23 protein-coding genes are annotated in these 21072 nt (G+C 62.0%); 3 read left to right on the plus strand and 20 right to left on the minus strand.

Going from position 1 to position 21072, the window contains the following annotated elements; translation table 11 throughout:
* Nucleotides 1-73: 73 nt before the first annotated feature.
* On the minus strand, nt 74-2155 hold the full coding sequence (locus BLQ09_RS22255) for a carboxy terminal-processing peptidase (RefSeq protein ID WP_169898467.1): 2082 nt from the start codon (nt 2153-2155) through the stop codon (nt 74-76).
* Between the two features lie 138 nt (nt 2156-2293).
* Between BLQ09_RS22255 and BLQ09_RS22260 the strand changes: the two genes are divergently transcribed.
* Nucleotides 2294-3256: a zinc-binding dehydrogenase gene (locus tag BLQ09_RS22260; protein ID WP_092358565.1), complete on the plus strand. Its 963-nt coding sequence runs from the start codon at nt 2294-2296 to the stop codon at nt 3254-3256.
* A gap of 78 nt (nt 3257-3334) precedes the next feature.
* On the opposite strand, the gene BLQ09_RS22265 is transcribed toward BLQ09_RS22260, so the two are convergent.
* The 6 genes from BLQ09_RS22265 to BLQ09_RS22290 form a co-directional block, all read right to left on the minus strand.
* Nucleotides 3335-3988 (minus strand): HAD family hydrolase, encoded by a 654-nt coding sequence (locus BLQ09_RS22265; RefSeq protein WP_092358567.1) that lies wholly within the window; start codon nt 3986-3988, stop codon nt 3335-3337.
* Nucleotides 3989-4018: 30 nt separating this feature from the next.
* Nucleotides 4019-5008, minus strand: coding sequence for an ABC transporter ATP-binding protein (locus BLQ09_RS22270; protein WP_092358569.1), 990 nt, complete (start codon nt 5006-5008; stop codon nt 4019-4021).
* Nucleotides 5005-5805 carry an ABC transporter permease gene (locus BLQ09_RS22275; RefSeq protein ID WP_027607115.1) on the minus strand — a complete coding sequence of 267 codons (801 nt, stop codon included), beginning with the start codon at nt 5803-5805 and terminating at the stop codon, nt 5005-5007. The genes BLQ09_RS22270 and BLQ09_RS22275 overlap by 4 nt, the downstream gene beginning before the upstream one ends.
* Nucleotides 5792-6637 carry an ABC transporter permease gene (locus BLQ09_RS22280; RefSeq protein WP_027607116.1) on the minus strand — a complete coding sequence of 282 codons (846 nt, stop codon included), beginning with the start codon at nt 6635-6637 and terminating at the stop codon, nt 5792-5794. Before BLQ09_RS22280 ends, BLQ09_RS22275 begins: the two co-directional genes overlap by 14 nt.
* Nucleotides 6634-7440 carry an alkaline phosphatase family protein gene (locus BLQ09_RS22285; RefSeq protein ID WP_027607117.1) on the minus strand — a complete coding sequence of 269 codons (807 nt, stop codon included), beginning with the start codon at nt 7438-7440 and terminating at the stop codon, nt 6634-6636. The genes BLQ09_RS22280 and BLQ09_RS22285 overlap by 4 nt, the downstream gene beginning before the upstream one ends.
* Before the next feature lie 189 nt (nt 7441-7629).
* The gene (locus BLQ09_RS22290; protein WP_027607118.1) at nt 7630-8706 is read right to left on the minus strand and encodes an ABC transporter substrate-binding protein; all 1077 of its coding nucleotides are present in this window, start codon (nt 8704-8706) and stop codon (nt 7630-7632) included.
* A 347-nt stretch (nt 8707-9053) separates the two neighbouring features.
* On the opposite strand from BLQ09_RS22290, the gene BLQ09_RS22295 reads away from it, so the two are divergent.
* The gene (locus tag BLQ09_RS22295; protein WP_092358571.1) at nt 9054-9767 is read left to right on the plus strand and encodes a UTRA domain-containing protein; all 714 of its coding nucleotides are present in this window, start codon (nt 9054-9056) and stop codon (nt 9765-9767) included.
* Nucleotides 9768-9786: 19 nt separating this feature from the next.
* On the opposite strand, the gene BLQ09_RS22300 is transcribed toward BLQ09_RS22295, so the two are convergent.
* The 10 genes from BLQ09_RS22300 to soxR form a co-directional block, all read right to left on the minus strand.
* Nucleotides 9787-10707, minus strand: coding sequence for a metal ABC transporter solute-binding protein, Zn/Mn family (locus BLQ09_RS22300; protein WP_092358573.1), 921 nt, complete (start codon nt 10705-10707; stop codon nt 9787-9789).
* Entirely contained in the window at nt 10707-11606 is a 900-nt protein-coding gene (locus BLQ09_RS22305; RefSeq protein WP_092358575.1) for a metal ABC transporter permease, read from the minus strand. Before BLQ09_RS22305 ends, BLQ09_RS22300 begins: the two co-directional genes overlap by 1 nt.
* On the minus strand, nt 11603-12349 hold the full coding sequence (locus tag BLQ09_RS22310; RefSeq protein WP_027607122.1) for a metal ABC transporter ATP-binding protein: 747 nt from the start codon (nt 12347-12349) through the stop codon (nt 11603-11605). The genes BLQ09_RS22305 and BLQ09_RS22310 overlap by 4 nt, the downstream gene beginning before the upstream one ends.
* Nucleotides 12346-13266, minus strand: coding sequence for a metal ABC transporter substrate-binding protein (locus BLQ09_RS22315; RefSeq protein WP_027607123.1), 921 nt, complete (start codon nt 13264-13266; stop codon nt 12346-12348). Before BLQ09_RS22315 ends, BLQ09_RS22310 begins: the two co-directional genes overlap by 4 nt.
* Before the next feature lie 19 nt (nt 13267-13285).
* A complete protein-coding gene (locus tag BLQ09_RS22320) occupies nt 13286-13846 on the minus strand; it encodes a DUF6162 family protein (RefSeq protein WP_092358577.1) in 561 nt (186 codons plus the stop codon).
* On the minus strand, nt 13843-14166 hold the full coding sequence (locus BLQ09_RS22325) for a hypothetical protein (protein WP_027607125.1): 324 nt from the start codon (nt 14164-14166) through the stop codon (nt 13843-13845). The genes BLQ09_RS22320 and BLQ09_RS22325 overlap by 4 nt, the downstream gene beginning before the upstream one ends.
* A complete protein-coding gene (locus BLQ09_RS22330) occupies nt 14163-14702 on the minus strand; it encodes a hypothetical protein (RefSeq protein WP_027607126.1) in 540 nt (179 codons plus the stop codon). The genes BLQ09_RS22325 and BLQ09_RS22330 overlap by 4 nt, the downstream gene beginning before the upstream one ends.
* Entirely contained in the window at nt 14699-15901 is a 1203-nt protein-coding gene (locus BLQ09_RS22335; RefSeq protein WP_027607127.1) for a PepSY-associated TM helix domain-containing protein, read from the minus strand. Before BLQ09_RS22335 ends, BLQ09_RS22330 begins: the two co-directional genes overlap by 4 nt.
* 220 nt (nt 15902-16121) lie before the next feature.
* Complete coding sequence (locus BLQ09_RS22340) at nt 16122-16580, minus strand: VOC family protein (protein ID WP_092358579.1); 459 nt, start codon at nt 16578-16580, stop codon at nt 16122-16124.
* A gap of 42 nt (nt 16581-16622) precedes the next feature.
* Nucleotides 16623-17111 carry a redox-sensitive transcriptional activator SoxR gene (gene soxR, locus BLQ09_RS22345; protein ID WP_092358581.1) on the minus strand — a complete coding sequence of 163 codons (489 nt, stop codon included), beginning with the start codon at nt 17109-17111 and terminating at the stop codon, nt 16623-16625.
* Between the two features lie 99 nt (nt 17112-17210).
* Between soxR and BLQ09_RS22350 the strand changes: the two genes are divergently transcribed.
* Nucleotides 17211-17576: an antibiotic biosynthesis monooxygenase gene (locus BLQ09_RS22350; RefSeq protein ID WP_027607130.1), complete on the plus strand. Its 366-nt coding sequence runs from the start codon at nt 17211-17213 to the stop codon at nt 17574-17576.
* On the opposite strand, the gene BLQ09_RS22355 is transcribed toward BLQ09_RS22350, so the two are convergent.
* From BLQ09_RS22355 to ssuD, 3 genes are read right to left on the minus strand one after another with little or no spacing between them, the layout of a single operon-like run.
* Entirely contained in the window at nt 17565-18668 is a 1104-nt protein-coding gene (locus BLQ09_RS22355) for a sigma-54 interaction domain-containing protein (RefSeq protein ID WP_092358583.1), read from the minus strand. The two genes, BLQ09_RS22350 and BLQ09_RS22355, sit on opposite strands and share 12 nt — an antisense overlap.
* A gap of 12 nt (nt 18669-18680) precedes the next feature.
* The gene (locus tag BLQ09_RS22360; protein ID WP_027607132.1) at nt 18681-19868 is read right to left on the minus strand and encodes an acyl-CoA dehydrogenase family protein; all 1188 of its coding nucleotides are present in this window, start codon (nt 19866-19868) and stop codon (nt 18681-18683) included.
* 55 nt (nt 19869-19923) lie between these two features.
* Nucleotides 19924-21063, minus strand: coding sequence for an FMNH2-dependent alkanesulfonate monooxygenase (gene ssuD / locus BLQ09_RS22365; protein ID WP_027607133.1), 1140 nt, complete (start codon nt 21061-21063; stop codon nt 19924-19926).
* Between the last annotated feature and the right edge of the window lie 9 nt (nt 21064-21072).

The raw sequence follows: 21072 nt of genomic DNA on the forward strand, positions 1-21072 counted from the left end.
GTCCTTCATTTCACGACAGAATGATGTCTATATGATGACACTCCAGGGAGCGATCACATTAAATCGCCATCATTTACTGCTTGGCCACCTGTTTGGTGATTTTCAGGTAGTCCAGCAGGATCCGGCCGCTCTCGGCCAGGTAAGCGTCGTCTTCCGGCTTGGTTTTATCCGCTTCGGTCGGCAGCGCATCCTCGTCTTCTTTCTTCAGCTCCTTGAGGGGTTCTTCGCCCTTGGCCTTGCGGCGGATGTTTTCCAAGGCGAGTTGCTTGTTTTCGATGTCGGAGTGCTGTGCACGACGGTCCACTTCATTGAGGCTGACGGTTTTTTCTTCCATCAACTTCTTGGCCAGGGCCAGCTTGTCGCGGATGAACACAAACTCGGCATCCTTGGCGGAGCGGGTATCGTGGTCAGCCTTCAACTGCGCGAGGAATGGCTTGAACGGGTCCGAGGCCGGCTTGATTGCAGGACGGATGGTGTCCCACGGCATGGCTTCCGGCAGGGCGCTTTCGCCGATTTCCTTGGTGTCGATGATCGACGGGAAATCGATGTCCGGCAGTACGCCCTGATGCTGGGTGCTTTGCCCGGACACCCGGTAGAACTTGGCCAGCGTCAGCTTGAGCTCGCCATGGTTCAGCGGCTGGATGGTCTGCACGGTGCCTTTGCCGAAGGTCTGGCCGCCGATGATCAATGCACGGTGATAGTCCTGCATGGCGCCGGCGAAAATCTCCGAAGCCGAAGCCGACAGGCGGTTGACCAGCAACGCCATCGGGCCTTTGTAGAAGGCACCCGGGTTCTCGTCTTCGAGCACGTCGACACGGCCGTCAGCGTTGCGTACCAACACGGTCGGGCCCTTGTCGATAAACAGGCTGGTCAGCTCGGTGGCTTCCTGCAGGGAACCGCCGCCGTTGTTGCGCAGGTCGATGACCACGCCGTCGACTTTTTCCTTCTGCAGCTCGGTAAGGATTTTCTTCACGTCGCGGGTGGTGGACTTGTAGTCCGGGTCACCGGCACGGAAGGCCTTGAAGTCCAGGTAGAAGGCCGGGATTTCAATCACGCCCAGCTTGTAGTCCTTGCCATCCTGCTTGAGGTTGAGGACTTTCTTCTGCACGGCCTGGTCTTCGAGCTTCACCGCTTCACGGGTGATGGACACGATCTTGCTGGTCTGGTCGTTCGGTGCATTGGTGTGCGGAATCACTTCCAGGCGCACCACGCTGCCTTTCGGCCCGCGGATCAGCTTGACCACTTCGTCCAGGCGCCAGCCGACCACATCGACCATCTCTTTGTCGGCCTGGGCCACACCGATGATCTTGTCGGCAGGCGCCACCTGCTTGGTCTTGTCTGCCGGACCGGCCGGCACCAGACGCACGATCTTCACCTGGTCATTGTCGCTTTGCAGGACGGCACCGATGCCTTCCAGGGACAGACTCATGTTGATATCGAAATTTTCCGCGTTATCTGGAGACAGATAATTGGTGTGCGGATCGTAGGACATCGCAAAGGTGTTGATGTAGGCCTGGAAGATATCTTCGGCACGGGTCTGGTCCAGGCGCGCCAGTTGATTCTTGTAGCGCTTGGTCAACAGCTCCTGGATGGCCTTGGGCTCTTTGCCGGCGATCTTCAGGCGCAGCACTTCGTCCTTGACGCGTTTGCGCCAGAGGTCGTCGAGGGCGGCGGTGCTGGTCAGCCAAGGCGCGTCCTTGCGGTCCACCAGAAGGGTTTCCTTCTGGGTGAAGTCGAGCTTGTCGACACCCTTGTCCAACTCACCCAAGGCGAAGTCCAGACGCGCTTTCACGCGATCCAGATAGCGCTTGTAGATGGTGAAGCCGGGCTGCAGGTCGCCGCTCTTGAGGAAGTCGTCGAACTGCGTCTTCCACTTGTCGAACTCAGCGATATCGCTGGCCAGGAAGTAGCTGCGCGACGGATCCAGCAGCTTGAGGTAGCTGTCGTAGATGATCACCGAGCGCGCGTCGTCCAGCGGCGGCTTGCTGTAGTGATGACGCTTGAGCAACTCGACGACGTTAAGGCTGGCAATCACCTCATCGCGGTCCGGCTGAAGGTTGTCCCAGCTGTTGGCTGCGAGCGTATTGGTCGACATCGACGCGAAGCCGATACCAATGAAAAGAGCGAGGGCGGTGCTGGGGAACAGATGCTTCATGCTGATTCGACGCGGGGGCAATTGATAACGCATATTAGGCCGTCTTTGAAGTTGCCGGTTCCATAGGGGCCGGTCGCATAATGCAAAAAGCCCGGCGCTACTGCTACGGGCTCAGTCCAGACTCACTATGGAGGCACTGTGAAAGCATTGCAAGGCGTTGAAGGTCATGTGGCGTGGTTGGACGAACCCAGTCCTACATGTGATGTAGGCCAAGTTCGCATTCGCGTGGCGGCTGCGGGCCTTAATCGCGCCGATTTATTGCAGCGTGCAGGGCTCTATCCGCCACCGCCTGGCGCCAGTGCTGTGCTGGGCCTGGAGTGTTCCGGGGTGATCAGCGAAGTGGGCCCGGGTTCGTCCTGGCAGGTGGGCGATCGCGTCTGTGCACTGCTGGCCGGTGGCGGCATGGCCGAAGAAGTGGTGGTGGATGCACGTCATGTGCTGCCGGTACCGGAAGGTCTGTCGCTGGTCGAAGCGGCGGCGCTGCCGGAGGTGTACAGCACCGCGTGGCTCAATCTGTTCCAACTGGCGGGCCTCAAGCCCGGTGAGAAAGTGTTGCTGCACGCCGGCGCCAGTGGCGTGGGCTCGGCGGCCATCCAGCTGTGCAAGGCATTTGGCAGCCCGTGCTGGGTCAGCGTCGGCTCGGCGCAGCGCCTGGCCTACTGTGAAGACCTGGGCGCCCAGGGCGGCGTAGTACGCACTGACGGTATCGAAGGGCTGCGGGATTTCGGGCCATTCGATGTGATCCTCGATCCGGTCGGCGGCAACTACGTCGCGCTGGACCTCAAGCTGCTGGCGCTGGACGGTCGCTGGGTGTTGATCGGCTTGATGGGCGGCCGCGAGGCGCAACTGGACCTGGCCCAGGTGCTGGCTAAGCGTGTGCAACTGCTGGGTTCGACCCTGCGCAGCCGTGACGATCAGTTCAAGGCCGACCTGTTCAGCGAGCTGAGCCAGCATGTATGGCCGTTGTTTGCCGAAGGTCGCCTGAGCCCGCAATTGGCCAGGACGTTCCCGATCAAGGATGCCGAGGCGGCGTTTGCCGAGTTGGCGACTAACCAGATTGCCGGGAAGCTGGTGTTGGTGATTGACGAAAGCCTGACCTGATCCCGGATTGGAATAGGTTCAATGTGGGAGGGGGCTTGCTCCCACATTTGATTGGATTTCAAGTCGGGATAGGCGGTGTCAGACCCAGTGGTGGATTGGCCAGCCGGCCTTCTCGGCATGCTCGCGCAATACCGGATCCGGGTTCACCACCTGCGGGTGCTCCACCTTCAGCAACAACGGCAAGTCATTGCGCGAATCCGAATAGAAATACGCGCCGTCCAGCGTCTCACCTTCCTGCTCCAACCATTCCAGCAAACGCGTGATCTTGCCTTCGCGGTAGGTCAGTACACCGACGGTACGGCCGCTGTACACGCCATGACTCACTTCCAGTTCAATCCCCAGCACCTCATCAATGCCGATACGCGCCGCAATCGGTTTCACCAGATGAGTCCCCGAGGCGGAGATCACCAGTATCCGGTCGCCATTCGCCCGATGGCGGGCGATGGTCTTGGTGGCGTCGCTGTAGATCAGCGGCTCAATCACATCCTCGACCCAGGGCTCCACCAAATGCTCGATTTCCTCCGGGGTGCGGCCGATCATCGGTTCCAGGCTGAAGTCCATGAAGTCTTCCATGGCCAGCTCGCCCCGGCTGTAGGCGTCCATCAGCTCGTTGTTCCTGCCCATGAACGACGCCGGGTCGACCCAGCCCAGGCGCCCCATCTGCTCACTCCAGAGGGTGGCGCAGTCGCCATGGATCAGGGTGTCGTCCAAATCAAAAATTACCAATGCCATCCGTTACGCTCTCTCAAGATTCACTGCTGCTCAGGCTACTTCACACAGCGCACTGGGGTCGATGGAAAGTGCCAGGCGCTGGCCGTCCGGGTGCAGATCGTCCGCCGAGCGGTTGAGCACGTCCACCATCAATTCCACGCCACGGGCTTCGATGCGGTAGCGAATCACGTTGCCCAGCAGGCTGTGGCTGCGCACCAGCGCGTCGAGTTCGCCGTGGCGGCTCAGCTCGATGGCCTCCGGGCGAATCGCGATGCGCCCGCTGATCGGACGTTGCAGCAGTTGGCTGGCCTTGTCGGCGTCCAGCAGGTTGTAGTTGCCGATGAAACCGGCAGCGAATACATCCACCGGTGCGGTGTAGAGGGTCTCGGCATCGCCGCTTTGCACGATCTTGCCCTGGTTCATCAGGAAGATCCGGTCCGACATGGTCAGGGCTTCTTCCTGGTCATGGGTTACGAAAATCGTGGTCAACCCCAGTTCGCGCTGGATCTGGCGAATCTGTTCGCGCAGGTGCTTGCGAATCCGTGCATCCAGCGCCGACAGCGGCTCATCCAGCAGCAACAGGCGCGGGCGGGTGACCAGGGAGCGGGCCAGGGCTACACGTTGGCACTGGCCGCCGGACATCTGGTGCGGGTAGCGGCCGGCCAGGTCCTTGAGTTCCACCAGTTGCAGCACTTCCTGCACGCGCTTGTGGCTGTCATCGGCGTTGACCTTTTGCATGCGCAGGCCGAAGGCGACGTTCTGTTCCACGGTCATGTTGGGGAACAGCGCATAGCTCTGGAACACCATGCCGATGTTGCGTTTCTGTGGGCTCAGCGGAACGATGTCCTGGCCGTCCAGCAGGATTTTCCCACTGTCCACCGCGGTCAGGCCGGCGATGCAGCGCAGCAGGGTGGACTTGCCGCAACCGGATGGGCCGAGCAGGGTGACGAACTCACCCTTGGCGATTTCGCAGTTGATATCACTGAACACCGGGGTGCCGGCGTAGCCTTTTTGCAGGTGTTGGACGCTGACGAAGCTCATTGGCTTTTGTCCTTGTTCAAGATATTGGCGGCCCAGGTCAGCACCAGCACAAAGAAGAAATAGGAAATCACGACGGCGCTGGTGAAGTGGCCGCTGCTGTTGCGCATGTTGTTCAGGTACACCTGCAGGGTTTCGTAGCGGGTGCCCACGAGGATATTGGCGAACACGAACTCACCGAACAGGAACGAGAACGACAGCAGCAGCGCCACCATCAGGCCTTTGCGCAGGTTGGGCAGCACCACGAAGATCGCGGCCTGCCAGGTGCTGGCGCCAAGCAGTTGCGAGGCGTCCATCAAGTCGCGCAGGTTGATGGCTTGCAGGTTGTTGGTGATCGCCCGGTACATGAATGGCAGCGCCACGGTGAAATAGCAGCCGATCAGGATCCACGGCGTGCCCACCATCGCCAACGGCCCGGAGCCGTACAGTTGCAGCAGGCCCACCGACGACACCACCGGCGGTACCGCGAAGGGCAGCAGGATCAGGATGTTCATCAAGGCGTCGAGCCTGGGAAAGTGGTAATGCACCACGAACAACAGCGGCAGAATCAACACCACCGACAGGATCAACGCACCCACGCACACCAGCAAGGATTGCCCGAAGGCCATCAGGAAGCGTGGGTCGCTCCACAGCTGCACATACCACTTCACCGTGAAGCCCGCCGGCAGAATGGTTGCCGACCAACTGCTGGCAATGGAGTATACGAAGGTGCCAATCAGCGGCAGCACCAGGATCGCGAACAACAGGTACACCACCACGCGGTGGTAGAGGGAGGCCGGGCCGGCTTCAGCGCGAGACATGGTAGCTCCTCTTGAGCAGCAGTTGATGGACCACGGTGACCACGGTCATCAGCGCCACCAGCACCACGGCCAGGGCGCTGGCCATGTTTGGATCGAGGGACACATCCCCCGACACCAGGCCGGCGATACGAATCGGCAGCACGTTGAAGTTCCCGGTGGTCAGGGCGTAGACCGTCGCGTAGGCACCCAGGGCATTGGCCAGCAGGATCACGAACGTGCCCAGCAGCGCCGGCGTGAGCACCGGCAGGCCGATGTGCCGCCAGAACTGCCAGCCATTGGCGCCGAGCAGGGCCGCCGACTCACGCCAGTCTTCACGCAGTGCGTCGAAGGCTGGGTAGAGCAGCAGCACGCCGAGGGGGATCTGGAAGTAGGTATAGAGGATGATCAGGCCGGTCTTGGAGTACAGGTTGAAGTCCTGAATGATCCCGGCTTGCTTGAGCATGATGGTGATGCTGCCGTTGAACCCCAGCAGGATGATGAACGCGAAGGCCAGGGGCACGCCGGCAAAGTTGCTGGTCATGTTGGCGAAGGCGGTGACGAAGTTGCGCAGCGGCGAATCCACCCGGCGCAGGGAGTAACTGCCCAGCGTGGCGATAATGATGCCGAAGATGCTCGAGTAGAAGCTGATCTCCAGGCTGAACTGGATGGCCTGCAGGTAGAACTTCGAACTGAAGATGCGCGTGAAGTTGTCCAGCCCCCAGCCGGTGTCTTCGGTCTGCAGGCTATTGATCAGCACCCATACCAGCGGGGCGATTTCGAACACGATAAAGAACAGCGCGAAAGGCACCAGGCACAGGAGGGCCAGCCATTTTCCGCGGGATATTGAACTCACTTCAGTAACTCCCGGCACACAGGTTTGTCGTGGGGTACGCCCAGCAGTTCGCAGACGGTGCCGCACAGCTCGGTCTGTTTCGGTGCGGCGTGGGTGTCCAGGCTGAAGGCATCGCCGAGGACGAACAGCGGCACTTCCCGTTCTTCCGGCAGCAGACCGTTATGGGAGCGGTCGTTGTTCATGCCGTGGTCGGCGGTCACCAGCACCTGGTAACCCGCATCCAGCCAGGCTTGCAGGTAGTCGGCCAGGATGATGTCGGCCGAGCGTGCACTGTTGCGGTACTGCGGTGTGTCGAGGCCGTGCTTGTGGCCGGCGTCGTCGATGTTCATCGGGTGCACCACCATAAAGTCCGGCGCGTGCTTGAGCCGCAGGCTGTCGGCGTCGGCGAACAGGTGGGAATCGGGGTAGTGGTCATTCCAGTAGAAATGCCCGTGCTGGATCGCCAGCGTCTTGTCGTCGGTATGACGATCCCGTGCGGCGAGAAAGGGCGTGCGGTTATACAACTCGCTGACCCAATGGTAAGCCGCCGCTGCGGTGGTAAGGCCGGCGTCGGTGGCGTAATGGAAAATGCTGCGCTGGTTGGACAGGCGCGAGACGTTGTTGTGGACAATGCCGCTGTGGATCGGTGGCACACCGGTAAGGATGCATTCGTACAGCGGGCGGGACAGGGCGGGCAGTTCACATTCCAGCTTGTAGAGGGCTGCGCGTCCTGCGCCGACATAGGCCTGCAAGTGTCCCATGGCGTGCCGGGCAACCTCGAAGTTAAGGCCGTCGAGCACGACAAGGATGACGGGGTGCTTCATGGGGGGCGACGCTCCGCAATGATTGACTTGGCTCAATTCCTCTGGAGGAACGGGGTCAAAAATGTGGGAAGGGGCTTGCCCCCGATAGCGGTGTGTCATTCAACGAATTTGTTAGCTGATCCACCGTCATCGGGGGCAAGCCCCCTCCCACATTGGATCTCCACTGGAGCTCCAATGTGGGATAAACCCTTACTTCATCTCTACGATGACCTGCTCGTTCCACAGTTGCGGCAGCTTCTTGGAAGTCGCTTCCCAGGCATCGGCATCCTTGATCGGCTGCGGGTTGGCCTTGGTGTATTGCTCGCCCGGGATCAGGTTCTTGGCGATGTCGGCCGGCAGCTTCAGGTCGGTTTCGGCACGGATCGGACGTGCGTTGCCACGCGCCAGGTTGAGTTGGCCGGCGTCGCTGAAGATGTATTCGCGGGTCAGCTTGGCGGCGTTCGGGTGCTTGGCGTATTTGTTGATGATGGTGGTGTAGCCGGATTTCACCGAACCGTCCGATGGGATCAGCACCACGTAGTCATCCGGGTTGGCCATCTTGGCTTTGTAGCTCAGGCCGTTGAAATCCCAGACGATACCCACTTCGACTTCGCCTTTTTCCATGGTGGCGATGGTCGGGTTGGACAGGCCGAGGCGACCTTGCTGGGCGATCTTGGTGAAGAATTGCAGGCCCGGGGCGATGTTCTTTTCATCGCCTTTATTGGCGATGGCGGCGGCGAGTACGGCGTTGGAGGCCTGGGCCGCAGTGCTCACGTCACCCACCGAGACTTTGTATTTGCCGGTTTGCAGGTCAGCCCAACTGGTAGGGACTTCGGAGCCGTGCAGCAGCTTCTTGTTGACGATGAACGCGATGGTGCCGGTGTAGGCCAGGGCCCAGTGACCGTCCTTGTCTTTCGCCCAATCCGGCACCGAAGCCCAGTTGGACGGCTTGTACGGCTGGGTGACTTCCTGCTTCACCGCGATCGGGCCGAAGGCGGCGCCTACGTCGCCGATGTCGGCGCTGGCGTTGTCTTTTTCGGCCTTGAACTTGGCGATTTCCTGGGCCGAGCTCATGTCGGTGTCGATGTGCTTGAGGCCGTAGGTCTTGGCCAGGTCTTCCCAGGTGCCTTTCCAGTTGGCCCAGTCATCGGGCATGCCGACGCTGTTGACGGCACCTTCCGCCTTCGCGGCGGCCTCCAAGGTTTTTAGATCGGTATCAGCGGCCATGGCGGCGGTGCACATGGCAATGGTCGAGCCTAACAGTGATGCCAGGAAAAGCTGTTTCATCCGAAGCTCCTTTGGGCGTTTTCAACGCGGCGGTGTTTTCTACGGTGTTGTTGGTCTAGGTCAGAGCAATACCTGAGCCAATCTAGGCGCGATGGATGACAGTTTCATGTCGATGTCGTTTTCATAGCCTTGATGTCGCTCGGCGCAGACTTAGCGTAGACCATGCTCAAGTGCCCGCAGAGACTGGACTTGGCCGATGTATTGCAGGGTGTGGTGCAGGGACGCGGCAGGGACTGTCATCTGTCGGTCATCAGGAGTGCCTAGGCTGGCAAGCAGTCGTGCAAGCCCATTTATGCAGCGGTTTGTGCACCTGAACAGTGCTGGTCTAGTCCAGATAGGTAACGTTGATGCGTGATGAGGCAATCAAGGCGGTGACATCCATCGGCCTGGCGCTGCAAGAGCAGATCGACCACGGCCTGTTGGCGCCTGCAAGCAAGCTGCCCGCCGAGCGCAAGCTCAGCGAGTTGTTTGGTACCACTCGAATTACCGTGCGGGAAGCCTTGTTACAACTGGAGGCCCAAGGGCAGATTTATCGCGAGGAGCGTCGTGGCTGGTTTGTCTCGCCGCCTCGGCTGGCCTACAACCTGATGCAGCGCAGCCACTTTCACGCGATGGTCAACGACCAGGGGCGGGTGGCATCCACCGAAGTGATCAGTGCGCGGCTGCAGCCGGCTTCGGCTGCAGTGTGTGCGTGGTTGCAGCTGCCGGCGTTGTCCAGGGTGATCCAGATCTGTCGGGGGCGGCGGATTGACGGGCGGCTGGTGTTGTATGTGGAGCACTACCTGAACCCGCAGTATTTCCCGGGGATTCTCGAGTGCGACCTGAATCAGTCGATGACCGAGTTGTATGCGCGCAAGTACGACTTGCACTACGGGCGGGTGCGCTTCGAGATCGTGCCGACCTCATTGCCGGTGGAAGCGGCGGCGGCATTGCGCGTGTCGGTGGGCAGCCCGGGCTTGCGGATCGCCCGGGTCAATTATGACCAGCACCAGCGCTTGATCGACTGCGACCTGGAATTCTGGCGGCATGATGCGATTCATGTCGGCGTGGATGTGGTTTAACCCACCAAGGCTCTGTCACTCAGCTATCCGGCGTGAGTGCCTTGATCACCTGGTCCACATTACTCTCCAGCTCCGATACCGGGTCCGCGCCGTCGACGTTCAACACCAGCAGCGTTGAACCGCCTGCCGTGATGGCGGCTTTCACTGCGTCACTCGGCTGGCGATGATGCAGCACCACGGCCACGTCGTTGTCCTTCAGCTCGGCACTGAGCTTCTGTAACGCCTCAGGTGTCCAATCGGCGTCGGGCCGGGCATCGGTGCTGAGCAGTTCCAGATTCAAACTGCTGATCAGATAGGCAAAGTGATCGCTCAAACTGACCACACTCAGGTTGTCCGCCTTGGCCAGTCGCGCCTCGCTGTCGGCGCTGAGCTTGAGCAGGCGTTGCTTGAGGGCGGCCAGGTTGGCGTCGATCTTCGCCTTGGCGCCCGGTGCCAGGCGGCTCAGGTCGGCGGCCAGGACATCGGCCATGCGCCCCAGGTTGTTGCTCGATTGCCACGGCTGGCTGTTCAAGCCATCGGCGACGCCAGGTTGCACGGCGATGCCCGGCAGGCCGCCATCCACCGGGCGTGCCGCATCGATTTCGACGATGCGGATATTGCTGCGCCGTGCCACGGGGTAGAGCGGGTCATCGGCCCACAGCGAGCGCACGCCGATGGCGGCGTCGGCGTCCTGGGCCAGGGTGTTCAGTGCCGGCGCGCCACGGCCGGTGAAGTACGACACCTGCCGCGAGCCCGGCAGGTTGGCCGGCGCCGCGCGCTCGAGCTGCACATCGGTGCCCTTGAGCAGCACCTGCGCCAGGCCATAGGTGATCGGCAGCGAGGCCAGGACTTTCACCGGTTTGGCCGCGTGAGCAGCAGGTTTGCCCACGTCGGCCGCCATCAGCGGCGTGGTGATCAGGCAAGCGATGGCCAGGGCCAGAGGTTGAAGAACGGAGCGCATTATCCAAGGTTCCCTTTAAGGCTGGGCACGGTGCCCCGCGCGACGGCGGCAAGGGCGAAAGCGATACCGGCCATCAGGATGATCGCGGCACCGGAGGGGATGGGCAGGTCGAAGATGATCGGCAACAGGATCCCGCACAGGGTGCTGACGGTGGCGATCACCACCGAGATCCAGAAGAAGCCTTTGAGCGACTGGCTCAGCAAGCGTGCCGCCGCCGCCGGAATCACCAGCAGCGCGCCCACCAGGATGGCGCCGATGACCTTGACTGCCGCCACGGTGATCAGCGTCACCAGGATCACGAACAGGTAGTCCAGGGTCTTCACCGCCACACCACGCACTGCCGCCAATTGCGGGTTGAAGCTGGCGAGCATGATGCGGTTGTACAGCGGCAGCGCCAGGGCCATCACCAGGGCGCCGACAATCGCCAGTACCAGCAGGTCGTTGCCGTTGACCGTGAGCACCGAACCGAACAGCACGTTTTCGAGGATGTGCACGTTGATCTTGCCCGCCAGGATCAGCAGCAGGCTGGCGCCCAATGCCAGGGACACCGACAGGAACACGCCGATCAAGGTATCCGGCGCCAGGCCCGTACTGTTGCGCAGGTAGTTGAGCAGGATGCCGAACAACAGGCAGTAACCGAACAGGCTGCCATAGGGCCCGGTGTAGGGCTCACCCAGCAGGATGCCCACGGCCACGCCGGTCAGTGCGGCATGGCCGACCGCTTCGGAGAAAAACGCAAAGCGCTTGACCACCACCAGCGTGCCCAGCCCGCCCAGTACCGGGCCGATCAGCAGACCGGCGAGCAGGGCGTTGACCACAAAACCATAGGCCAGTGCCTCCGGCAGGTAACCGGATGAGGCCCAGCCCTGGACCATCAGGCGAAACGCTTCATAACTCATGGCGCCGGGCTCCGAGGGTGGGTAGAGAACAGGGTCAGCAGGCGCTCCGGGGTCAGCGCCTCTTTCGGCGTGGCGTCAAACAGCAGGCGGCGGTTCAGGCCGGTGACGCGGTCGGCCAGGCGGCCCACGGCTTCCAGGTCGTGCTCGATCCACAGCACGGTGATCCCGGCCAGGCGCCAGTCATTGAGCAGGCGTTCGAACACCTGGATACCCGCTTCATCGAGGGCCGACATCGGTTCATCCAGTACCAGCAACTGCGGCGCCGGGATCAGTCCCTGGGCCAACAACACCCGCTGGCGCTCACCGCCGGACAGCGCGCCCATTCGCCGCTTGCGCTTGTCCTGCATGCCGACCCGTTCCAGCGCCTCGCCAATCGCGGCGGCGTAATGTTTGGACAACCCCAGGAACGCCGGGCGCCGCTGGCACATGGCGGCCATGAAATCGTCGACCGTCATCGGCAGGCCCCGGTCGAACTCCAGCGCCTGGGGCACATAACCGATGGTGCCGGGCGTGCCCGGCCACTGCAGGCTCAGTTGCCCCTGGTGCGGTGTTTGCCCCAGCAGGGTCTTGATCAGCGAGCTTTTGCCGCCGCCATTCGGCCCCACCAGCGCATGGATGCTGCCCGGCTGCACCTGGAAGCTCACGCCGTCGAGGATCACGGTGCGGCCCAGGGTGAGGGACACCTGGTCGAAGTCGAGGGTCGGGCCGACGCTCGCGACCTTAAGTTGCTGCGCTGCGGTCATGCCCCCGACTCCTGAATCGCCCGTACCACGGTGTTGAGGTTGCCGGTCATTTCCACTTCGTATTTTTCAGCGCTGTATTCGCCGTAGGAAATATGCGACAGCGGGTACAGCTTGACCCCGGATTCACGCTGGATGGTGTCGACGTAAGTGGACGGGAAATCCATCTCCGAGAAGATCACCTTGACGTCCAGGGCGCGCAGTTCGTCGATGGTCTTCTTCAGCTGGCTGGGGCTCGGCTCGATCCCGTGGGCCGGCTCGACCACGGCCGTGACTTCCAGGCCGAACTCGCGCAGCAGGTAATCGTAGGCCGCGTGCACGGTGGCGACACGCAGGTCCGGGTTGGGGGCGCCGGTCAACTTGGCCAGGGCATCGGCACGCATCTGCCGCAGGCGTTTGCCGTAGGCGCGGGCGTTCTGGGTGTAGGTCTTGGCGTTGTCCGGGTCGAGCTTGCCCAGTTCGCGGGCGATGTTGTTGACCTGGGCAATCGACGCACTGATCGACAGGAAGGTGTGCGGGTTGACCACCTTGCCGGCACCGCGCGCGGCGTTGCCGGTGGCCGCCAGCAGCGGCACGTTGGCGTTGGCTTCGATCACCGGGATGTCCGGGCGCTCGCTGGTGGCGATCATGCGGTCGGCGAAATCGTCATGGCCGACGCCGTTGAGCACGATCACATCCAGGGTGCCGATGCGCTTGATGTCTTCGGCACGTGGCTCGTAGGCGTGGGGATTGAAGCCGGCCGGGATCAGCGGCACGACGTCGGCCTTGTCGCCGACGATATTGGCCACGTAGCTGTAATAAGGGTGCAGGGTGATGCCGATACGCAGGCGTTTGGCCGCTTCGGCATTCGCGAGGGGAGCGAGTATCAGGCTGAACAGGCCAACCAGAAACACGCGCAACAAGGGCGATGAAATAGACATGGGCAATCGGTCTTCTCGTTCAGTGACGGTGCTGGCGGGTGACGCCGGCATCGAATTGCGCGACCACCTGCTGCCAGCCGGCTGCGATCAGCGCCTGGTCAGTGAGGTCGGAGGGGGCGGCCAGGTGTGTGCTGCGGTTGAGCCAGATATCCGGCTCGCTGCCCTGCACGCGCATCAGCAGTGAACCGCTGGTGGTCGGGGTCTGGCTCAGTCCCAAGTAGGCCGAATTCGCCAACAACTGCCAGCGATGGTCGCCGCGGCTGACCGAACTGGCGTCCTGGGCAAACGGCGCGAAGCCTTCTTCGGCCAGTTGCTCGGGGGTGGGCAGGGCGCTTTGCTCCTGCTGCAGCAAGTGGATTTCATCCAGCGTGACCCGCAGGTCGGCGTAGATGCCTTGTTCGGCGGCGCTCAGGTCGCGACGGGCATCCAGTTGATGGCGGGGCAGCGCCGCGACTGCTTGGGTTTCACCGTGCAGCGCCACCACGGTTCCCGCCACCGCGAGGATGATCAGGCACAGCAGCAGGACGTAGAGGGTTTCGTGGCCGGCACCGGCGGGGCGAACAACCTGTGTCGTACTCATTGAGGCTGGATATCCGCTTGGTCGATTTCCACCACGTGACCGGGGCCTGCATCAAACAGCACGTAGAACTCGGCGGACGGCTTCTTGAAGGTCAGGGTGGAGTCCTGGCCGAGCTTGCCGGGCACCAGGATGGTTTCGTCATAGCCGATCACATCCAGTGTCACGCCGGGGGCACCGCTGCCGTCGGAGAAACCGCCTTTGCACTGGATCTGCTCGCCGGGGATTTCCTTGCATTCGCACATCGGGTTGTGGGCAAGGACGGTGGTACTGAAAGCGGCGCACAGCAACAGCGCGGCGCGGGACAGGCGCTTGAACGTCATGGTTTGACTCCTTGCTTGTTCAGCCAGGCAATGGTGGCAGGCGAGGCCTGGCTCAGCGGGATGGAACCCTGGTGCATGGTGCCGTCCCAGCCTTCCATGGTGACCCACAGTTCGGCATCGACGGGGGTACGTTCCGGCACGGGCAGGCCGGCACCCATGCGGTACGGGGTGCCGAAGAAGATCACCCCGGCGGCGCGCAGGCTGCGCGGCTTGCCGATGCGCAGGTAGGTGGCCTTGACCTGGTCGGCGCAGGTGGCGCAGAGGGCGGCGTTGAAGAACTTCATCGGGCCGGCCGGGTCGGGGCGTGGGCCTTCGTTGCGGAATTCGGCCAGCGTGAGGCTCCAGGGTCCGACCTGTACGTCGCCGGCCACCCGCTCGCCGATGCCGGTGTCGCCGCGAAACAGCGCGGCATCGGCGAAGTACTTGGGCATGAAGCCCAGCGGTACCAGCAACAGCAGGACATTGATGTGGAAACGCCATTTCAGCCAGAAGGCCCGCAACGGTGAAGGCGGGGTAGCGTTGGCGGACTTGCTCATGGGTTGGCCTCCGAGGTTTCAGCCTGCATGGCCGGAGTGGGTGCCGGCGCACGTTGTGTCTTGGCTTCGCGCTTGAGAGCGTTGAGGGTGGCCAGGGCCGTGCGCTTGGTCCAGATCAACAGGCCGCTCAAGACCATCATGCTCAGCACCAGGCCGAAGAACGCCCAGATCAGCTTGATCCAGAGGCCACCGAAGTCGCCGGTATGCAGGGGGCGCATGGATTCGGTGACGAACTCCAGCTTGGTGCGGTCGGACAGCAGGTGCGACGAGGCGATTTCGCCGTCATACGGGTTGATCTGAGCTGTCTGGAACATCAGCGGGTACCAACCCCGCCCGCCGATTTGCAGGTGGCTGTAGGCATTGAGCGGCAGGCTCACGAAACTCGCCTCCAGCCCCGGGATACGTTGGGTGGCGATCGCGATCGCCTCATCCACCGGAATCATCGGCGCAGGCACGCCGGGGGCTGAGGTTGGGACTTTTTCGCGGGCGATCACCGGGACGATGGGCTCGCTGGAGATGGAGATCTGGTTGTCACCCAGGATTGCCTGGATCAGGAACCAAGTGCCAGTGATGGAAATCACCGCAATAAACCAGATCGACCAGATACCGCTCAGGCGGTGGAAGTCGCCCCAGAAAATCCGCGCGCCGTGGCGGATACGCAGGGTCGGCTTGAAAAAGCCTTTCCAGAAGCGCTTGTACACCACCAGGCCGGTGACCAGTGAGGCCAGCAACGGCAAGCCGAGCAGCGACACCAGGTACCAGCCCCAGCTGAAGCCATTGGTAAACGGCACCAGCCACCAGCCGTGCAGGGCGCGGGTGAACTGACGGAAGTTGAACGACGGGCTGATGCCTTGGATCGCCCCGGTGTACGGATTGACGTAGACCTCTACCGAGCGCCCGTCCGGGTAGCTGAGGTCGACACTCAGGGCAAAGTGCGATTCATCCGGACGACTGAGAGACTGCACGATGACCTGGGGTTCGGCCCGCTTGATGGCGCTGATCACCTGGTCGTAGCTCAGCGGCTCGGCATCATCCGACGGCTTGCTCGCACGGATGTCCGGATTGGCCAGCCACACGATTTCCTGGCTGACCACCGCCAGGGTGCCGGTGACGCAGACAATCAGTACAAAGAACCAGATGGGCAAGGCCAGCCAGCTATGGACGAGAAACCAGAGTTTTGAGCGTGACTTCTTCGACATGTGAAAGAGGGTCTTGATCAGGAGAGGGCGAGGGAGGCCCGGAAAAGGCCAGTCGTAGCTTTTGCTGACGCGACCGGCTGTATCTAAGTTAAGACGGATGAGAATGAGAAATCCCCAAGGTGGATATGAAAGAAAATGTTTCAGGTTCATATCCAGCGGGTTTTTACGGCGTGGGGGTATTCATGAAGTGGGGTAGGAGCCGGAGAACCGGCCCCGGTGCTCAGCCTTGCTTGAACATTTCCATGGCGCGCTGACGGATCTGTTCTTCGCTGAGGTCTTCCTTGCGGGTGGCGAGGTACCAAAGGTGACCGTATGGATCCTTCACGCTGCCCGAACGGTCGCCATAGAATCGGTCCTCCGGTTCGGACACCACGCTGGCGCCCGCTGCGACGGCTTGTTTGAACTGTGCGTCTACGTCGTTCACGTACAGATGCAAGGCGACACTGGTGCTTTCAGCCGGATTGCTCAGGGACATCTGATCGCAGGGCGTGCCCAGCATGATCGCCGAGTCACCAATGCGCAGCTCGGCATGGCCGACCCTGCCATCGGGCATGTCCAGGCGCATGATCTGGGTGGCGCCGAAGGCCTTTTTGTAAAACTCGATAGCCTCTGAGGCTTTGTCGATGCCCATATAGGGCGTGACACTGTGATAACCCTTGGGAATGGGTTTAACGCTCATTTCGTTCTCCTTGATTGTGGTTGTGGAGGCACGGCCTCTTCACTATAGGCCACGCCCATCAAGGGCTCCGAGGGCCCCGACGAGGGGGGGGCAGCCGGGCTCCAGCAATTGAGCCCCCGGCCCGCGCCCACCGAGCTGGTCATCCGGGTTGCGCAACGGGCACGCGTCCAGCGACAAGCATCCACACCCAATACAGCCGGTGAGTTTGTCCCGCAGCAGCATCAGCTTACGGATGCGCTCATCGAGGTCTTCCCGCCACAGCGCGGACAACCGCTCCCAATCCTGAGCGTTGGGCGTGCGTCCTTCCGGCAACGTCTGCAACGCCTCGCCAATCGTTGCCAGTGGAATTCCCAGGCGTTGGGCGATCTTGATCACCACCACCCGGCGCAGTACATCCCGTGGATAGCGTCGTTGATTGCCGGCATTGCGATGACTCTTGATCAGCCCCTTGGTTTCGTAGAAGTGCAGGGCCGTAACAGCTACACCGCTACGGGCTGCCAGTTGGCCGACGGTGAGCTCTTTGGTAACCATGAATACTCCAATTAAGCGCTTGACCTTGACTTAACTAGAGGTTTTACCCTGCGTGGTATCGAATCACAAGATTCTGCCTACAGAGAAAGGAGAGTGTTCATGCCGGTATCAGAGAAGAATCGCAGTTTCACTCAACTGATCGAGTTTCACATCGAGCCCCAGCAACAAGTGGCGCTGGTGGCGGCCTTGTCCACCCAAAGTGAACGCCTGGCACAGGGCCATGGCGGCTTTATCAACGCGAGTGTGCAGGTCAGCGAAGACGGGCGGCGGGTGCTCAATTACCTGCAATGGCGCTCCCGCGAGGACGGCGAAGCGGCGTTCCAATGCTTTGAGCACGGCGAGGAAGATTTCTGGACGCTGATTCGCGCCCATCAGGCCACGGCCGTGACCTTTGGTTCGTTCCAGGTACTGCGCAGTTTCGAACGCAGCCATGACAACGCGTTGCACTGTCGCCTAAATGGATAGGTGCAGCATGCGCTCGCCCTGCACGTTTTCTCCAGGGCGACGCTTGTTCACCGCCAACTCGCCGATCTTGATCAGGCGCGTGCGCGTGACGTTGCGGCTCAGGCCCAGCAAGTTGGCGGTGTGCACCTGGTTGTAATGGCTGAAGCGGTAGGCGGCGCGCAATAGCGCGTCTTCAACCTTTTCGTGCAGGGCACCGGCCTGTTCTTCGAAGAGCTTTTGAAACGCGCGCTCCAGCAAGGCTTCGGCGCTGTTGTCGGTGCCGTGCTGGCTGTCGTCCTGGCGCTCGATGCGCATGTTCGACAGGCGCAGGTCGTCGCGTTCGATCACGCCGTTACGGCAGATCAGCAGGGTGTGGTGAATCACGTTTTCCAATTCGCGGATGTTGCCCGGCCAGCTGTAGCTCTTCAGCTTGTGTTCGGCCTCGCGGCTGATGGTGATCGGGCCGTAGCCCAGGCGCTGGCTGTAGGCTTCGATAAAATGCCGGGTCAGCGGCAGGATATCGCCGGGGCGCTCGCGCAGCGGGCTGAGCTCGAGGCTGACGACGTCGAGGCGGTAGTAGAGGTCTTCGCGGAAATGCCCGGCGTTGATGGCCTTTTCCAGTTGCACGTTGGTCGCAGCCAGTACCCGCACATCGATCGGAATGCTCTTGCGCGAGCCCAGGCGCACCACTTCGCGCTCCTGTAGGACGCGCAGCAGCTTGACCTGGATGGGCATCGGCAAATCGCCGATTTCATCGAGGAACAAGGTGCCACCATCGGCCTCTTCGAACCAGCCGGCCTTGGCGCTGAGGGCGCCGGTAAACGCGCCTTTTTCATGGCCGAACAACTCGGCTTCCACCAGGGATTCGGAGAACGCCCCGCAGTTCACCGCCACGAACGGCCGGTTGCGCCGCGCGCTGAGGTTGTGGATGTGGCGCGCCACCAGCTCTTTACCGGTTCCGGTCTCGCCGATGATCAGCACGCTGGCTTCGCTGGGCGCCACTTGCTGGATATGGTCGAGCAGCGCCTTGGATTTCGGGTCTTCGAAGACCTGGGCCGTGGCGCGGATCGACGTCGCAAGGGCGGGCGAGGGCGGTAAGGTTAGAAGCTGCATGGGCACCTCTTTTTATGAGTAGAACGTCGGAATCGGCAGGGATTGGTTCAACGCCCAGTCCCCCAGCTCGTGGAGTTTGTAGTCGACCGGGTCGTGCAGGGTTTGCGTGCGCAGGTTGCGCCAATGGCGGTCCAGGCGCAGTGACGCGTGGGTGGAGCGTGCACCGGTGACTTCAAACAGGCGGCTGCACAGGTCCAGGCCTTGGCGGGTGGCGGCGACCTTGGCGGTCGCAATGGCAATCGCCAGTTGACCGCGTTCGTTTTCGCTGAGGTTGGGGCCTTTTGCCCACGCCTGGTCGAGCAGCTCGGCAGCGCGTTCCACCAACAGGCGCACACCCTCCAGGGCCACCCAGAATTCGCCGTAGTGATGCAGCACGTAAGGGTCCTGGCGCACGTCTTCGGCCGAGGACTTGTGCCAGGAACGGGTTTCGGTGAGCGTGTAGTTGCGCGCTTCTTCGAAGGCGCCTTCGGCGATGCCGAGGAACATATGGGTGAAGGTCAACTGGGCGATCAGCGGGCGCAGGCAGGCAAAAGGCGTGCTCAGCGGGCCCGGGTCGAGCAGCAATTCCGACTCCTCGACGCGCACCCGTTCGAAGCTGGCGCTGCCGCTGTCGGTCTGGCGCTGGCCGATATTGTTCCAGTCGTTGTGCAGGGTGATGCCACTGCGCCCGCTGGGGATGGCGGCGATCAGCAGCTTGCCGCCGGCGCTTTCATCCACCGCCGAGGCAATCAGCATTTCCGAGTCGCTGGCGCCGGAGCAGAAGCTCTTCTTGCCGGAGAACTCGCGCCAGCCGCCGAAGTCCTTGACCACGGTGCGTGTGTCCAATGGGTTGAGGGCGTTGCCCCAGAACCAGTTTTTGCGCGCGGTCTGTTCGAACCAGGGTTGCCATTGGTCCGGCCGCGAGAACAGGCGCACGGTGGCCAGCATCAGGTGGTGGAAGCCGAAGACGTGGGCAATGGAGCTGTCGACCTTGGCGAACTCGCGCACGATGGCCAGGGTGTCACTCCAGCGGGCGCCGAGGCCGCCGTATTGGGTGGGAATGCTCAGGGCCAGCAGGCCGCTTTGGCGCAGGGCGTCACGTTCGGTCTTGGGGGTGCCACCGCGCTCGTCGCGCTCGACGGCAGTGAGGGCGAATTCGGCGGCCAGCAGTCTGGCGGTCTGCAACGGTGATGGCAGGACGCTATGGGGTTTGGCTGTCACAGGGTTTCCTCTTTATAAGCGGGAACGACCAATGCCGCTCCCGCCGCTGCGCCGATCAGGCCTTGGCTGGCAGAACATCGTTGGCAATCATTTCGCCGAACGGGCCAGTGAGGTTGGTGATGCCGCGTCCGGCCAGGCTGGCATAGGGTTCCGGCAGCAGCGGGAACACCAGCTCGGCAAAGCGATAGGCTTCTTCCAGGTGCGGGTAGCCGGAGAATATGAAGCTTTCGATGCCCAGGTCGGCGTATTCCTTGATGCGCTCGGCCACTTGCCGGGGGTTGCCCACCAGCGCGGTACCGGCACCGCCGCGTACCAGGCCGACACCGGCCCACAGGTTGGGGGCGATTTCCAGGTTGTCGCGGCGCCCGTCATGCAGGGCGGCCATGCGGCGCTGGCCTTCGGAGTCGAAGCGCGAGAAGGATTTTTGTGCGGCGGCAATGGTTTCGTCGCTGATGTGCTCGATCAGCTTGTCGGCGGCTTTCCACGCGTCCTCTTCGGTCTCGCGCACGATCACGTGCAGACGAATGCCGAACTTCACCGTACGCCCGTGGCGGGCAGCGCGTTCACGCACATCCGCGAGTTTTTCGGCGACGGCGGCGGGCGGTTCGCCCCAGGTCAGGTACACATCCACCTGTTCGGCGGCGAGGTCGTGGGCGGCATCCGAGGAACCGCCGAAATACAACGGTGGATAAGGCTTTTGCACCGGTGGGTAAAGCGCCTTGGCGTTCTGTACGCGCAGGTGTTTGCCTTCGAAGTCCACTGATTCGCCCTGCAATACGCGGCGCCAAATTTGCAGGAATTCGTCGGAGACTTCGTAGCGTTCGCTGTGGTCGAGGAAGCTGCCGTCGCCGCGGTTCTCGTCGGGATCACCGCCGGTGACCACATTGATCAGCAAGCGACCGTTGGACAGGCGATCCAGGGTCGCCGCCATGCGCGCAGAAACGGTCGGCGAGATGATGCCCGGGCGAATCGCCACCAGGTAACGCAGGCGCTCGGTCAGCGGCACCAGTGCCGAGGCGATGACCCAGGAGTCTTCGCACGAGCGGCCGGTAGGAATCAACACGCCGTGGTAACCCAGGCTGTCAGCCGCCTGCGCGACTTGCTTCAGATAATTGAGGGTGACCGGCCGTGCACCTTGGGTGGTGCCCAGGTAATGACCGTCGCCATGTGTTGGCAGAAACCAGAAAACATCCATGACCAATCC

The organism is Pseudomonas sp. NFACC25 (assembly GCF_900100935.1).
Taxonomy (GTDB): Bacteria; Pseudomonadota; Gammaproteobacteria; order Pseudomonadales; family Pseudomonadaceae; genus Aquipseudomonas; species Aquipseudomonas marginalis.